Annotated in this window: 12 protein-coding genes; 4 read left to right on the plus strand and 8 right to left on the minus strand. The window is 71.8% G+C overall.

All coding sequences use genetic code 11. The features are described 5' to 3' along the window. The first annotated feature begins 234 nt into the window (after positions 1–234). Both ABZ404_RS06965 and ABZ404_RS06970 read left to right on the plus strand, forming a co-directional pair. Entirely contained in the window at positions 235–924 is a 690-nt protein-coding gene (locus ABZ404_RS06965) for a hemerythrin domain-containing protein (protein ID WP_358836513.1), read from the plus strand. Between the two features lie 117 nt (positions 925–1,041). Beyond that, positions 1,042–1,353 carry a DUF6191 domain-containing protein gene (locus ABZ404_RS06970; protein ID WP_358836514.1) on the plus strand — a complete coding sequence of 104 codons (312 nt, stop codon included), beginning with the start codon at positions 1,042–1,044 and terminating at the stop codon, positions 1,351–1,353. 164 nt (positions 1,354–1,517) lie between these two features. Here ABZ404_RS06970 and ABZ404_RS06975 read toward each other — a convergent pair whose 3' ends face one another. From ABZ404_RS06975 to ABZ404_RS06990, 4 genes are all read right to left on the minus strand, one after another. After that, positions 1,518–5,345 carry a multifunctional oxoglutarate decarboxylase/oxoglutarate dehydrogenase thiamine pyrophosphate-binding subunit/dihydrolipoyllysine-residue succinyltransferase subunit gene (locus ABZ404_RS06975; RefSeq protein WP_358836515.1) on the minus strand — a complete coding sequence of 1,276 codons (3,828 nt, stop codon included), beginning with the start codon at positions 5,343–5,345 and terminating at the stop codon, positions 1,518–1,520. A 281-nt stretch (positions 5,346–5,626) separates the two neighbouring features. Then, positions 5,627–6,787 (minus strand): ATP-binding protein, encoded by a 1,161-nt coding sequence (locus ABZ404_RS06980; protein ID WP_358836516.1) that lies wholly within the window; start codon positions 6,785–6,787, stop codon positions 5,627–5,629. After that, positions 6,784–7,521, minus strand: a complete 738-nt coding sequence (locus ABZ404_RS06985; RefSeq protein ID WP_067163879.1) for a response regulator transcription factor — start codon at positions 7,519–7,521, stop codon at positions 6,784–6,786. Before ABZ404_RS06985 ends, ABZ404_RS06980 begins: the two co-directional genes overlap by 4 nt. An 84-nt stretch (positions 7,522–7,605) precedes the next feature. Then, positions 7,606–8,292 (minus strand): spermidine synthase, encoded by a 687-nt coding sequence (locus tag ABZ404_RS06990; RefSeq protein WP_358836517.1) that lies wholly within the window; start codon positions 8,290–8,292, stop codon positions 7,606–7,608. Between the two features lie 213 nt (positions 8,293–8,505). Between ABZ404_RS06990 and ABZ404_RS06995 the strand changes: the two genes are divergently transcribed. After that, positions 8,506–9,432 (plus strand): rhomboid-like protein, encoded by a 927-nt coding sequence (locus ABZ404_RS06995; RefSeq protein WP_358990206.1) that lies wholly within the window; start codon positions 8,506–8,508, stop codon positions 9,430–9,432. On the opposite strand, the gene ABZ404_RS07000 is transcribed toward ABZ404_RS06995, so the two are convergent. After that, positions 9,391–9,936 (minus strand): hypothetical protein, encoded by a 546-nt coding sequence (locus ABZ404_RS07000; RefSeq protein ID WP_358837470.1) that lies wholly within the window; start codon positions 9,934–9,936, stop codon positions 9,391–9,393. The genes ABZ404_RS06995 and ABZ404_RS07000 overlap by 42 nt on opposite strands. Beyond that, positions 9,933–10,589, minus strand: coding sequence for a GNAT family N-acetyltransferase (locus ABZ404_RS07005; protein ID WP_358837471.1), 657 nt, complete (start codon positions 10,587–10,589; stop codon positions 9,933–9,935). The genes ABZ404_RS07000 and ABZ404_RS07005 overlap by 4 nt, the downstream gene beginning before the upstream one ends. Before the next feature lie 157 nt (positions 10,590–10,746). Here ABZ404_RS07005 and lon point away from each other — a divergent pair, with 157 nt between their 5' ends. Next, positions 10,747–13,158, plus strand: a complete 2,412-nt coding sequence (gene lon, locus ABZ404_RS07010) for an endopeptidase La (protein ID WP_358990209.1) — start codon at positions 10,747–10,749, stop codon at positions 13,156–13,158. Between the two features lie 30 nt (positions 13,159–13,188). On the opposite strand, the gene ABZ404_RS07015 is transcribed toward lon, so the two are convergent. After that, entirely contained in the window at positions 13,189–13,980 is a 792-nt protein-coding gene (locus tag ABZ404_RS07015) for a trypsin-like serine protease (RefSeq protein WP_358835893.1), read from the minus strand. An 87-nt stretch (positions 13,981–14,067) separates the two neighbouring features. Beyond that, the gene (locus tag ABZ404_RS07020) at positions 14,068–14,901 is read right to left on the minus strand and encodes a lysozyme (protein WP_358835892.1); all 834 of its coding nucleotides are present in this window, start codon (positions 14,899–14,901) and stop codon (positions 14,068–14,070) included. Between the last annotated feature and the right edge of the window lie 152 nt (positions 14,902–15,053).

Genomic DNA, 15,053 nt, shown 5'->3' on the forward strand with positions numbered 1-15,053 from the left:
CCGGACTTTCTCCCGGCGTGGATCAAGAATTGCACAGAGCCTGGCTCTGTGGAAGAAAAGGAAAAATAGGTACGGTGGAAACACGGTCGTCTTTCGGAAGAAAGCGACGGTGACCGCGTGCGTTCAACTGCGGGGTGATCGCAGTCGAACACCCCTATGGGGCGCGCGGAGCTTTTGCGTACCCTCGCGGCAGTGTTCGGTCCATGAGCGTCAAATAACTGGGGGATACTCGACATGACCGCCGCGACAGACAACCCGGGCGCCCGTATGTATCAGGAGTTCCTCGCCGTGCACGCGATCCTGCGGCGGGGAACGGAACTGGTGGCGAACGCTTTCGAGCGCCTGGGCGAGGGCGACCAGGTCAGCGTCAAGGAACTGATCGACACGACGCAGTGGCTCATCGACTTCACCCACCACCACCACGAGTCGGAGGACGAGCTGTTCTGGCCCGTCCTGCACGGGCTGTACCCGGACTCGGTGGCGGCGTTCGACACCCTCGACGAGGAGCACGCGGAGCTGGACCGGGAGCTGGGCGGTCTGAGCCGGGCGGTGGAGCTGCTGTCGGCCGCCAACGAGGCGGGCGACGAGCAGGACTCGCCCGCGGTGAAGCGGGCCGCGGAGGCCGGCACGACGGCGGCGCGCAAGGTCCGCGACATCCTGGCCGGGCACCTGGACACCGAGGAGCCGGTCGTCCGCGACCTCTTCCCCGGCGTCCCCGCCGACGAGGTCGACCGCCTCCGTACGGCGATCACCGAGGGCAGCCCCAAGTCCGGCGGGCACCTGGTCTTCGGCCTCCTGGAGGACCCGCGGGAGGCGGAGGGCTACGACGAGATCCTCGCGAGCTTCCCCCTCGCGTTCCGCTCCCACCGGCCGCAGCTGGTGCAGATGTACGTGGAGAGCAAGAAGGCGCTGGGGCTGCTGTAGGAGGGGCAGGGGCGGAGGGCCGCGCCCGGGGCCCGGTATTGCCCGCCATGATCGGGATCTGACAGCCCCCGCGCGGCGTTATGTGGGTACGGGACCACATACCGGAGGTGACCGCTCGTGTTCGGATCGGCCATGAACGAGCTCTTCGCGCCTGGCAAGCGGCACGAGGAGGAGGAGCGGCGGCGACTGGAGATCACGCTCGACGAGGTCGGGGACGCCGACCCCGGGCGGGGCCCCATAGACCTGGCCAGCGGGGCCGTCACCATACGGGTGCCGCCCAGGCCCGGCGCGGACGAGGACGCGGTCGGGGACACGGGCGAGGACGGGGACGCGGACGAAAACAGGGCCGGACACAGCGCCGATCACAGGGCCGGACACAGCGCCGAACACGGGGACGGGCCCCGGGACGACCCCGGGGGCGGCGCCTAGCGGGCCCGCGTACGCCGGAGGACCCGGCGCCCGCGTACGCCGGAGGACCCGGCGCCCGCGTACGCCGGAGGGCCCGGCACCCCGATTCCTCGGGATGCCGGGCCCTCCGTACAGCTACCGCCCCGGGCGCACAGCCGCCCGGACTCGGCGGCCGCGTCCGGCGGCTACGCGTCGAAGACCTCCGCGCACAGCTGCTCCTGCTCCTGCTCGTGCCGCTTCTTCGAGCCCACCGCGGGCGACGAGGAGTGCGGGCGCGAGATGCGGCGCAGGCGCTCGCCGTGCGGGACGTCCGCGCCGACCGCCAGGTCCAGGTGGTCGATCAGGTTGAGCGCGATGAACGGCCAGGCGCCCTGGTTCGCCGGCTCCTCCTGGGCCCACAGGTACTTCTCGGCGTTCGGGTACTTGGCGATCTCGGCCTGGAGCTCCGCACCCGGCAGCGGGTACAGGCGCTCCAGACGGATCAGCGCCGTGTCCGTCGCGCCGCGCTTCTCGCGCTCGGCCTTCAGGTCGTAGTAGACCTTGCCGGCGCAGAAGACGACCTTGCGGACCGCGTTGGCGTCGACGAACTCGTCACCGATCACCGGACGGAAGCCGCCCGTGGTGAACTCCTCCACCTTGGAGGCCGCCGCCTTCAGACGCAGCATCGACTTCGGGGTGAAGACGATGAGCGGCTTGTGGTGCGGGTTGTGCACCTGCCAGCGCAGGAGGTGGAAGTAGTTCGACGGGAGCGTCGGCATCGCGACCGTCATGTTGTTCTGCGCGCACATCTGGAGGAAGCGCTCGGGGCGGGCGGACGAGTGGTCCGGGCCCTGGCCCTCGTAGCCGTGCGGAAGCAGCAGCGTGACGCCGGACGTCTGGTTCCACTTCTGCTCGGCCGAGGAGATGAACTCGTCGACGACCGTCTGCGCGCCGTTGACGAAGTCGCCGAACTGCGCCTCCCACATCACCAGGGACTCGGGACGGGCCAGCGAGTAGCCGTACTCGAAGCCCATCGCCGCGTACTCGGAGAGCAGCGAGTCGTAGACGTTGTACCGCGCCTGCTCCTCGGTGAGGTACATCAGCGGGGTGTAGTCCTCGCCGGTCTCCTGGTCGACCAGGACCGCGTGGCGCTGGCCGAAGGTGCCGCGGCGGGTGTCCTGGCCGGAGAGGCGCACCGGGGTCCCCTCCATCAGGAGCGAGCCGATGGCCAGGGTCTCGCCCATGCCCCAGTCGATCGTGCCGTCCTCGACCGAGGCGGCGCGGCGCTGGAGCTGCGGCATCAGCCGCGGGTGGACCTTGATCCGGTCGGGGATGTTCACCTGCGACTCGGCGATGCGCTTGACGACCTCCTGGGAGACCGCGGTGCTCACCGCCGCCGGGAACTCGGCCTGCGGCTCCGGGGACTGGATCTCGCCCGCCTGCGAGGTGGCCTCGCGGACCTCGGCGAAGACCTTCTCCAGCTGGCCCTGGAAGTCCTGGAGCGCCTGCTCCGCCTCTTCCAGGGTGATGTCGCCGCGACCGATCAGCGACTCGGTGTACAGCTTGCGCACCGAGCGCTTCTTGTCGATCAGGTTGTACATCTGCGGGTTGGTGAACTGCGGGTTGTCGCCCTCGTTGTGACCGCGGCGGCGGTAGCAGATGAGGTCGATCACGACGTCCTTGTTGAACGTCTGGCGGAACTCGAAGGCCAGCCGCGCGACGCGGACCACGGCCTCCGGGTCGTCGCCGTTCACGTGGATGATCGGCGCCTCGATCATGCGGGCCACGTCGGTGGCGTACATGGAGGAGCGCGACGACTCCGGGGCGGCGGTGAAGCCGACCTGGTTGTTGATGACGATGTGGACCGTGCCGCCGGTGCGGTAGCCGCGCAGCTGCGACATGTTCAGGGTCTCGGCCACCACGCCCTGGCCCGCGAAGGCCGCGTCGCCGTGCAGGGCGACGGGCAGGACCGTGAAGTCCGTGCCGCCCTTGTTGATGACGTCCTGCTTGGCGCGGACGACGCCCTCCAGGACCGGGTCCACCGCCTCCAGGTGCGAGGGGTTGGCGACCAGCGAGACCTTGATCTGCTCGCCGTCCAGGCCCGTGAAGGTGCCCTCGGCGCCCAGGTGGTACTTGACGTCACCGGAGCCGTGCATCGACTTCGGGTCGAGGTTGCCCTCGAACTCGCGGAAGATCTGCGCGTACGACTTGCCGACGATGTTGGCCAGGACGTTCAGCCGGCCGCGGTGGGCCATGCCGATGACGACCTCGTCCAGACGCGACTCGGCCGCGCTGTCGATGACCGCGTCGAGCAGCGGGATGACCGACTCGCCGCCTTCGAGGCTGAAGCGCTTCTGGCCGACGTACTTGGTCTGGAGGAACGTCTCGAACGCCTCCGCCGCGTTCAGACGCCGCAGGATGCGCAGCTGCTCCTCGCGCTCCGGCTTGGAGTGCGAGCGCTCCACCCGGTCCTGGATCCACTTGCGCTGCTTGGGGTCCTGGATGTGCATGAACTCGATGCCGGTGGTGCGGCAGTACGAGTCGCGCAGCACGCCGAGGACGTCGCGCAGCTTCATCAGGGACTTGCCCGCGAAACCGCCGACCGCGAACTCGCGCTCCAGGTCCCACAGGGTGAGCCCGTGCTCGGTGATGTCCAGGTCGGGGTGCTTGCGCTGGCGGTACTCCAGCGGGTCGGTGTCGGCCATGACGTGGCCGCGGACCCGGTAGGAGTGGATCAGCTCGAAGACGCGCGCGGCCTTGGTGACGTCGTCGTCGTGGCTGGCGTCGATGTCCTTGAGCCAGCGGACCGGCTCGTAGGGGATGCGCAGCGACTCGAAGATGCCGTCGTAGAAGCCGTCCTCGCCGAGGAGGAGGTTGGCGACGATCCGCAGGAACTCGCCGGAGGCGGCGCCCTGGATGACGCGGTGGTCGTACGTCGAGGTGAGGGTCATCACCTTGGAGATGCCCAGCTTGTTCAAGGTGTCCTGGGAGGTGCCCTGGAACTCGGCCGGGTAGTCCATCGAGCCGACGCCCATGATGACCGACTGCCCGGGCATCAGACGCGGCACGGAGTGGACGGTGCCGAGGCCGCCCGGGTTGGTGAGGGAGACCGTCACGCCCGAGAAGTCGTCCATCGTGAGCTTGCCCTGGCGGGCCCGCTTGACGATGTCCTCGTAGGCCTGCCAGAACTCGAAGAAGTTGAGCGTCTCGGCCTTCTTGATGCCCGCGACGACCAGCTGGCGGTCGCCGTTGGGCTTCACCAGGTCGATGGCGAGACCGAAGTTGATGTGCTCCGGCTTGACCAGGGTGGGCTTGCCGTCCTTCTCCGTGAAGGAGTAGTTCATCGACGGCATGGCCTTGATGGCCTGCACCATGGCGTACCCGATGAGGTGGGTGAAGGAGATCTTCCCGCCCCGGGCGCGCTTGAGGTGGTTGTTGATGACGATCCGGTTGTCGAACAGCAGCTTCACCGGCACCGCGCGCACCGAGGTGGCGGTCGGGACGTCGATGGAGGCGTGCATGTTCTTCGCCACGGCGGCGGCGGGGCCGCGCAGGGTGACGTACTCCGGACCGGCCGGGGCCTCGGTCGCCGGGGCGGCCTTGGCGGCAGCGGCGGCGGGCTTCGCGGCGGGCGCCGGAGCGGCCTTCGCGGGAGCCGGAGCCGGAGCCGGGGTCTGCGCCGGGGCCGGGGCCTGGGCAGGGGCGGCGGCCGCGGGCTGCGCGGGCGCGGCCGGAGCCTGGGCGGCGGGGGCCGGGGCCGGGGCGGCCGGGGCTGCGGCGGGGGCGCTTACCGCAGCCCCCGCGGCTGCGGCGGGAGCACCCTCGACAGGCTTGTCCGCCGTGCCGGAGGCACCCGGCTTGTAGTCGGCGAAGAAGTCCCACCAGGCACGGTCGACCGAATTGGGGTCCTGGAGGTACTGCTGGTAGATCTCGTCGACGAGCCACTCATTGGCACCGAAGCCGGCTGCAGGGTTCTTGCCCTGCCCGTCTTGGTCGGTCGAGACGCTCGAATTACTGGGGGACTGAGACGACACGGCGGCAACCGCCCTCTTCCGCTTCACAAGGTGATGGACAGCGGGAATCAAGGCTACGCCTCCCTGGCCTGGAGGTGCAGACCGGGCGTGCCACAGTCGCGTAAGTCACACCGGAAAGCGAGTTTCAGGGCAGGATTTGGCGGGAAACAGATCAGGTTCTGCTTCCTCTGGGTACGCCTCGCAGCGGCCACGGCCCCGAGGACCGTGTGCCCCACGGTCCGAAGACCATGTGCTCGTACCTACCCACACGCAGAACGTGTGCTTCCGGTTCGAACCCTACGTCAATTCGTCGCCCGGGGTGCTCCCGGAAGGGTGACCTGGATACGGCATCCGCGTGAGGATTCGGCCACGCCGATCTGACCGCCGTGCAGATCCACCGCCCAGCGGGCGATCGCCAGGCCGAGTCCCGTGCCGCCGTCGCTGCCCGGCCCGTGCGGCGCCGAGGCGTCGCCCCGGTTGAACCGCTCGAAGACCCGGTGCCACTCCGACTTCGGGATGCCCGGGCCCTCGTCCAGGACCTCCAGGTCCAGCGACTCGGGCTGCGGGCCGCGCCGGGCCCGTACGGTGACCCGGCCGTGCGGCGGCGAGTGCTTGACCGCGTTGTCGATGAGGTTGGCCACCACCTGGTGCAGCCGCTCCCGGTCCGCGTACGCGGTCAGCTCCGGCGGCGAGACGTCCAGGTGCAGATGGACGTCGGTACGGGTGTGGTTGCCGGAGCCGGAGGAGAGCCCGCGCCGGGACGCGGCCAGGTTGGCCTCCTTGAGCACGCCCGACAGGTACGGCCAGACCTCGAAGCGGTGCGCCCGCAGCGGTACGACGCCGTTGTCCAGGCGGGAGAGGTCCAGCAGGGTCTCCACCAGGCGCCCGAGGCGCTCGGTCTGCTTCAGGGCCGTGCGCATCGTCTCGGGGTCGGCGGCCGAGACGCCGTCCACCACGTTCTCCAGGACCGCCCGCAGCGCCGCGATCGGGGTGCGCAGCTCGTGCGAGACGTTCGCCACGAGCTCCTTGCGGTGGCGGTCCACGGCCTCCAGGTCGTCCGCCATGCGGTTGATCGTGGAGGCGAGGTCGCCGAGCTCGTCGCGGCGGTCGGCGCCGCGCACCCGCCGGGTGTAGTCGCCGTGAGAGATGGCCCGGGCGACGGTGTTCATCTCGTCCAGCGGCGCGGTCAGGCCGTGCGCCACGAACTGGGTGATCAGCAGGGTGGCGATCACCGAGAAGACGGTGATGAACCGCAGCTCGGTACGGGTCTGCACGGCCACCATCAGCAGCCCGGTGGTGATGAAGACCGAGACCACGACGAGCGAGCCGAGCTTGGTCTTGATGGAGATGGAGACCTCCCGCAGCCCGCCCTTCAGCCGCTCGCGCAGCCGGTCGCGGGCCCGGCCCCGGGGCCCGTCCCGCCGGGTCCGTCCGTGCACCGCCCCGGCCGCCGCCCGGCTCATGGCGCCGGGGTCTCCAGCGCGTATCCCACGCCGTGGACCGTGCGGATGCGCTCGGCCCCGATCTTCCGGCGCAGCGCCTTGATGTGGCTGTCCACGGTCCGGGTGCCCGAGGCGTCCGCCCAGTCCCAGACCTCGGCGAGCAGCTGCTCGCGCGAGAGCACCGCGCGCGGGGTGTTCGCCAGGCAGCTCAGCAGGTCGAACTCGGTCGGGGTGAGGTGGACGTCCTCGCCGCGTACCCGGACCCGGCGCTGCGCGTGGTCGATCTCCAGCTCGCCCAGGCGCAGGATGCCGGTGCGCGGGGTGGCGGCGGCCAGCGTGGCCCGCTCGACCCGGCGCAGCAGCACGTGCACCCGGGCCGCCAGCTCCCGCATCGAGAACGGCTTGGTCATGTAGTCGTCCGCGCCGACGCCGAGCCCGACCAGCATGTCCGTCTCGTCGTCGCGGGCCGTCAGCATCAGCACCGGGACCGGCCGACGGGCCTGCACGCGGCGGCACACCTCCAGCCCGTCGAAGCCCGGCAGCATGATGTCCAGGACCATCAGGTCCGGCTGCCACGCCTCGGCGGTGTCGACGGCCGCCGGGCCGTCGAGGGCGGTCTGGACCTGGAAGCCCTCGGCCCTCAGCCGCGCCGCGATGGCGTCGACGATCGTCGTGTCGTCCTCGACGACCAGCACCCGGCGCTGGGCGCCGGGGGTGGCCGCTACGCCGTTGTGGGTGGTGTGTGCCTGCTCCATCGCCCCGCCCTGATATTGCTTCCGGGGATCCGTGGGGTGATCCCTCGTGTCGGTCAGAGACTAGAGGCACCGGCCGCGTCCCGGCTACGCAGGGCGAACGGCGAGATGGACCACGTCGGGGACGCCCCGGGCAACTGTGATCTCTTCGGTCCTAACCCCGTGGAATCCGGCATTACGGAGAGCTTCCTCGAAGGCGGGCGACGGCTGCGCGGACCACACGGCGAGCACTCCGCCGGGAGTGAGCCGGTCCCGGCAGGCCGCGAGGCCGGTGGGGGAGTAGAGGCTGTCGTTGCTCCGGGTCACGGTCCAGTCGGGGCCGTTGTCGATGTCCAGGCAGAGCGCGTCGAAGGTGTCCGGAGCACTCCTCACATAGGCGACCAGATCGGTGTGCAGGACCTCGGTGCGGGGGTCGGCCAGGGCGGCTTCGGAGAGGGGTGCGAGGGGGCCCGAGCGGTGCCAGTCGATGACGGCCAACTCGCGTTCCACCACGGCGATCCGGCCCCACCGCCCGCTCGCGGCGGCGTGCGCGAGGGAGAAGCCGACGCCGAGCCCGCCGATGAGCACCGAGGGCCGCTCGCGGCGGTCCGCCAGCGCCTCGTACGCGGCGTCCACCAGCAGCCGCTCCGAGCGTCCGTCGGAGGTGTCCATCAGGAAGGTGCCGTTGGCGATGATCTCGAAGTGCGGACCGCGCCGGCGCAGGACCACCTCCCCGTACGGGCCCTCGCGCCGGTCGAGGACGACCGGGGCGGCGATCGGGTCGGCGATGGACATCGAAGGACCTCCTCATGATGCGGAGCGAACGGCTCGAAGGCCGACGCGCGGCCTGCGTCGAAGGTTGTCCGATGTGGCACAAGTCATAGACGCGGACGGGAGCGTTCGCAGAGGGTGAGCGTTGTACAAGCGTAAGCAGCAAGGCCGGACGATCACCGGCGTGGCTTGTGGTTCCGGGTGCGAGCGGGGCGCCCGGTGGAAGGGGCCTCACCGGTGCACCCTGAGAGAACGCGCGAACGGGCGGACCTGCTCGACGGCATCCCGCGGCAGCGGCCGACGGCCGAGGAGACGGCCGACCGGGCAGTGGAGGACGGGGACGTCGCGGTGGCCCCTCCGACGGAACTTGACGACGAGGCCGTCCTCGGCGAGGACGCCGCGCGCGACCGCGAGGCCGCCGGCCCCGCCGTGCGCGTGAGCGGCGGCGCGGACGCGGCCCGGAGCCCCGGGGCGCCCGCCGGACCGGGCGCGCGCGATGTGTGGCGTCGCGCCGCCCGCCTCGTACCGACCCCGGCCGGCACGCCCTTCACCTTCGGGTACACCCTGCTGCTGCTCCTGACCTCGCTCTACATGGAGTTCGGCGACCCGGACACGGTCCGTACGCTCCTCGAGGGCTCCAGCACCGACGTGCAGCACCTCACGCGTACGCCCGTGCTGGTGCTGGTGGCCAGCGCGCTGTGGATCGCGGGCGGCATCTCCTCGCCGTGGGCCGTCGGCTTCGTCTTCATCCTCACCGCCCTGGAGCGCCGCGTCGGCGGGCTGCGCACGGCCGGGGTGTTCCTGCTCGGCCATGTGGTGGCGACATTGGTCACCGAGGTGCCGGTGGGTGTCTCCGTCGCGGCGGGGCAGCTGCCGGACTCCTCGCTGCACCGCCTGGACTACGGGATCAGCTTCGGGCTGATGGCGAGCGTCGGCGCGCTCGCCGGGCTGCTGCCCCCGCTGCTGCGGTGGCCGGTGCTCGGGGTGATGGCCGTGCTCCTGACCCAGGACCTGCTGGACATGGCGGACCCGCTGGCCAGTTGGGGCCATCCGACCGCCCTGCTCGTCGGTGTCGTCTGCTGGCCGGTGCTGCGCCGGGCCGCCCGGTCCGGCGGCGGACCGTCAGCGGTAGCCGACGGGCAGCCGGGCCCGCACGGCCCGTAGCCCCGGGGTCTGGTGCACGTCGTCGGCGAGGACGACGTGTCCCTCGTACGTGAACTGGTACATCAGCGCGTCGGCGATCGGGCGCCCGGTCGGGCGCGGCGGCAGATGCGCGAAGTCCGCGTCCACCAGCGCCTCGCGCAGCTTCGCCAGCTCCTCCCGCGTCAGCGTGCCGGTGGTCTTCTGCCCGTCCCGGCGGGTGGAGGTGTACGAGCCGTCGTCCTTGACCACCAGCTCGTTGTGCACCCCCGCGAACCCGCCGCTCACCACGAGCCGGAGCAACTGGCCCTGCCGGGCGGGCGGCGTGGCCGTGGCCGTGCCCGCCGGGGAGGTGCCCGGAGCCGGGGAGGTGGCCGGCGGCTGGGCGCTCAGGGTCGTGCTCGGCGCCGGGGTGGGCGACTTGGAGGCGCCGTCCGCCGTCGAGTCGCCGGAGTCGCAGGCCGTCGCCGCGAGCAGGGTGGCGAGCAGCAGTGCTCCGGTGGTGGTGGTCCTGCCCAAGAGGCTCATGGAGCCGAGGATGCCGGATCGGTGGGAGCGAAGTACAGGCTCGCCATGGGCGAGCGCGTCGTCCAGCCGAGCGATCCGTACAGGTCCCGGCCCTCGGGGGTGCCGACCAGGACGCCCATGGTGGCCCCCGCGGCGTGGGCGCCGCTCTGGAGCGTGCGCATGACGACGCTGCCCAGGCCCCGGCGGCGGTGCCCGGGCGCCGTCTCGATCCGGTCGGCGACGGCGGTCGTGCCGGTGGGGGCGATCTGGCCGCGGGCGGCGAAGTGGCCGTCCCCGGTGCGCACCAGGACGCGCAGGACGCCGCCGGTGGTCCAGCGGGTGAGCGTGTAACCGGCCGGGACCGGCGCCTCGGCCGGGGCCAGCGGCACCGTCATCAGGAAGCCGGGCTGGTCGTACGCCCAGCCGGGGCCGAGCCACGGCCGGACCGTGTCGTCGTCCGCGAAGAGCTTCAGCCAGGTGCCCGGCACGGCCGCCGCGCGGGCCAGCTTGCGCACCGAGGCCTCGTCGGGCTCGGGCAGGACGTGCCGGCACACCTGCTCGACCCGGCCGACGTCGATGCTCCAGCCCCACGGCTCGGCGACCGGCGCCGCCGCGCCGCGCGAGACCACCCACCCCCTGGTCCAGGCCTCGACGAGCTCCGGTACCGACTCCATGACCGCCCCCTTGCGAACGTACGAGGTGGTAATAGTCCTTTCAGTGATGTGACTCTTACAAGAGATGATCGCTCAGAGCGAACATGGCCGGGGGAACATTCCCGGGCTCACATGCATTGAGTCGGCATAGCTCAACTTGACTGCCGAAGGGGAGATCATGGCTCACTCGTCCGCACCGCTCACCCTGCCTGTGCTGCCGCTCGACGACGAGGTCGTGCTGCCCGGGATGGTCGTGCCGCTGGACCTGTCCGACACCGAGGTGCGCGCCGCCGTCGAAGCCGCACAGGCCGCGGTCCGGGCCGACGGTCCCTCGGCGGGCAAGCCCCGGGTGCTGCTTGTCCCGCGCGTCGACGGGGCCTACGCCGCGACCGGCGTGCTCGGCACCGTGGAGCAGGTCGGCCGGCTCTCCGACGGCGACCCCGGCGCGCTCATCCGCGGCGTGGCCCGGGTGCGCATCGGCGCCGGGACCACCGGCCCCGGCGCCGCCCTGTGGGTCGAGGGCGCCCAGGTCGAGGAGAGCGTCCCCGAACCGCTGCCCGGCCAGGTCACCGAACTGGTCAAGGAGTACAAGGCGCTCGCCACCGAGTGGCTCAAGAAGCGCGGCGCCTGGCAGGTCGTCGACCGGGTCCAGCAGATCGAGGGCGTCTCCGCCCTCGCCGACAACTCCGGCTACTCACCCTTCCTCACCACCGCCCAGAAGGTGGAGCTCCTGGAGACCGCCGACCCGGTCGCCCGGCTCCGGCTCGCCACCGACCACCTGCGCGAGCACCTCGCCGAGCAGGACGTGGCCGAGGCCATCGCCAAGGACGTCCAGGAGGGCGTGGACAAGCAGCAGCGCGAGTTCCTGCTGCGCCGCCAGCTCGACGCCGTCCGCAAGGAGCTGCGCGAGCTCAACGGCGAGTCCGAGGGCGAGGAGTCCAACGACTACCGGGCCCGGGTGGAGGCCGCCGACCTGCCCGAGAAGGTCCGCGAGGCCGCCCTCAAGGAGGTCGAGAAGCTGGAGCGCTCCAGCGACCAGTCCCCCGAGGGCTCCTGGATCCGCACCTGGCTGGACACCGTCCTGGAACTGCCCTGGCGGGAGCGGACGGAGGACGTCTACGACATCGCGGGCGCCCGCGCGGTCCTGGACGCCGAGCACGCGGGCCTGGAGGACGTGAAGGAGCGCATCACCGAGTACCTGGCGGTCCGCAAGCGCCGCGCCGACCGGGGCCTGGGCGTGGTCGGCGGCCGGCGCGGCGGCGCGGTGCTCGCCCTCGTCGGCCCGCCCGGTGTGGGAAAGACGAGTGTGGCGGAGAGCGTGGCCCACGCCATGGGCCGCACGTTCGTCCGCGTCGCCCTCGGCGGCGTCCGGGACGAGGCCGAGATCCGCGGCCACCGGCGTACGTACGTGGGCGCCCTGCCCGGCCGGATCGTACGGGCGGTCAAGGAGGCCGGGTCGATGAACCCGGTGGTGCTGCTCGACGAGATCGACAAGCTCGGCTCCGACTTCCGCGGCGACCCGGCCGCGGCCCTGCTCGAAGTCCTCGACCCGGCGCAGAACCACACCTTCCGCGACCACTACCTGGAGGTCGAGCTCGATCTGAGCGACGTCGTCTTCCTGGCCACGGCGAACGTCCTGGAGGCCATCCCGGAGGCGCTGCTCGACCGGATGGAGCTCGTCCGCCTCGACGGCTACACCGAGGACGAGAAGGTCGTCATCGCCCGCGACCACCTGCTCCCGCGCCAGTTGGAGCGGGCCGGGCTCGACGGCGGCGAGGTCGTCCTGGAGGAGGAGGCCCTGCGCAAGCTGGCGGGGGAGTACACCCGCGAGGCGGGCGTGCGGAACCTGGAGCGCTCGCTCGCCCGGCTGCTGCGCAAGGTCGCGGCCCAGCACGAGACCGGCGAGCGCGAGCTCCCCTTCACGGTCACGCCCGACGATCTGCGCGCGCTGATCGGCCGCCCGCACCACGTCCCCGAGTCCGCCCAGGACCCGGCGGAGCGGCGCACCTCGGTGCCCGGGGTGGCCACCGGCCTCGCCGTGACCGGGGCGGGCGGTGACGTCCTGTTCGTCGAGGCGTCCCTGGCCGACCCGGAGACGGGGGCCGCGGGCCTGACCCTCACCGGCCAGCTGGGCGATGTGATGAAGGAGTCGGCGCAGATCGCCCTGAGCTTCCTGCGCTCGCACGGCGCCGAGCTGGAGCTGCCGGTGGCCGACCTCAAGGACCGGGGCGTGCACGTCCACTTCCCCGCGGGCGCGGTCCCCAAGGACGGCCCGAGCGCCGGCATCACGCTGGTCACCGCGCTGTCCTCGCTGCTCAGCGGCCGGCTGGTGCGCACCGACGTGGCGATGACCGGGGAGGTCTCGCTCACCGGCCGGGTGCTGCCGATCGGCGGCCTGAAGCAGAAGCTGCTCGCCGCGCACCGCGCGGGCATCACCACGGTGGTGATCCCCAAGCGCAACGAGCCGGATCTCGACGACGTCCCGGCGGAGGTCCTGGAGAAGCTGGAGGTCCACCCGGTCAGCGACGTCCGCCAGGTCCTTCAGATCGCGCTGTCCCCGGCGCGGGTGCCGGTGCCGGTCGCGGTGTGAGCGGGGAGCGGTGAGAAGGCCGCGCGGGCGCTACGCCCGCGCGGCCTTCTCGTACAGCCGCCGGGCACGGGCGTCGAAGAGCACGGCGGTGGAGGCCACATCGGTGTCGCCGCCGCTCAGCACCCCGATGAGACGGCCGGGGCGGTCGGGCCCGCGGTGATCGGCCAGCCAGGGGCTGCCGCTGGTGCCGGTCCAGAATCCGGCGCAGTCGATCCGTACGTCGCTCGCCAGATCGGGGTCCGGACGGGTGTCGGTGGTGCAGGCGATGGGCCGGTTCTCCGGGTTGTGGTCCTCGTCCGGATAGCCCACGACGGTGACCCGGCGACGCGGCCCCGAACCCCAGTCGGGCTGGGCGGCCCCCACCACGCTCTGCACGCTGCGGCCGCGGGCGTCCGGTTCCAGGGTCAAGAACGCGTAGTCGACGGAGTCGTCGCCGTCGTCGGACCAGCGCGCGTCGGTCTGCACGGCTTTGACCTTCCAGGTCCCGTACGGGAAGGAGCCCTTGCCCGCGCCGGAGAAACCGGGGGCGAACTCCATCGAGCCCGCCGACCCGGCGTCGGCGCAGTGCGCGGCGGTGGCCACGACGTTGCCCCGGGGGCCGGCGACGACGGCGGCGGTGCACCAGTGCTTGTCGCCGTCGACCAGGACGCCCACGAACGGCAGTCCGGCGGTGGCGGTGGCGGAGGACTGCGGGGCGGGCGCGGGCGGCGCCTCGTCGGGCCGGTCCTGCTGGGGCGCCGACACGGCCGACCCGCCGCACCCCGTGACCAGGGCGAGCATCCCCGCGGCGGTCACCCGCCCCACCGTTCGCAGCACGCGCATGGTGACCATCCTGTCGTATGACGGCGCGCGGCACGGGCAGGCCCCCGGCGCGCGTCGGCGCGCCGGGGGCCGTCGGACCGGTGTTCCCTAGCCGTTGGCGAGGGCCTGGAGCCGGTCGTACGCCCCGTTGAACCGGGAGTGGTCGCCGACCGTCGGTCCCGAGGAGGTGTACTGCCACATCGTGTAGTAGCCCCAGCCGGCCGGCAGGGCGCCCGGGTCGGTGTTGTAGCGGGCGATCCACAGGGGGTCGGTGGAGCCGAAGGCGCCGGAGTTGCCGGTGCACTGGGTCCACCAGCTGGTGGCGGTGTAGATGACCGCGTCACGTCCGGTGCGGGCCCGGTACTGGTTCACGAAGTCGCGGATCCAGCTGACCATCCCGGCGGCGGACTTGCCGTAGCAGGCGGCGCCGTAGGGGTTCCACTCGATGTCGAGCGCGCCCGGCAGCGTACGGCCGTCGCGCGACCAGCCGCCGCCGTGGTCCACGAAGTAGTCGGCCTGGGCGGCGCCGCTCGCGGTGTCGGGCGTGGCGAAGTGGTACGCGCCCCGGATCATGCCGACGTTGTACGAGCCGTTGTACTGCTGGGCGAAGTACGGGTTGGTGTAGTACGTGCCCTCGGTGGCCTTGACGTAGGCCCACCTCACCCCGCTGTTCCACAGGGTGCTCCAGGCCACGTTGCCGTTGTGGCTGCTGGTGTCGACGCCCTCCAACTGCACAGTCTGTATGGTCCGGGTGTCGCGCGGGAGGGGGCCGGTGCCGTCGTGGGCGGCGACGCCCATGCCGAGGGTGGCGGAGCCGCGGGCGGGGATCCCGGCCGCGGTCGAGGTGCCGGGCGCGGTCAGCAGGAGGGCGAGGGAGAGGAGGAGGATTCCGGCCGCGGCGAGGGGACCGCGACGGGCCGTTCCGGGTCTGTGCACGGGCATTGCGTGCCTCCGAAAGGCGAAGGGTGGGGGGACGTGCCTGGGGATCGACATGTCGTTGTGGACATGTCATACGGAAAAAGCTACGCACGTAGACCGTGACGCGAAAGAGCTTGCCGGACTGTCATTGGCCCATGCCTGTGGCGGGGTGGCCG

The organism is Streptomyces sp. NPDC005878 (assembly GCF_040629815.1).
Classification (GTDB): Bacteria; Actinomycetota; Actinomycetes; order Streptomycetales; family Streptomycetaceae; genus Streptomyces.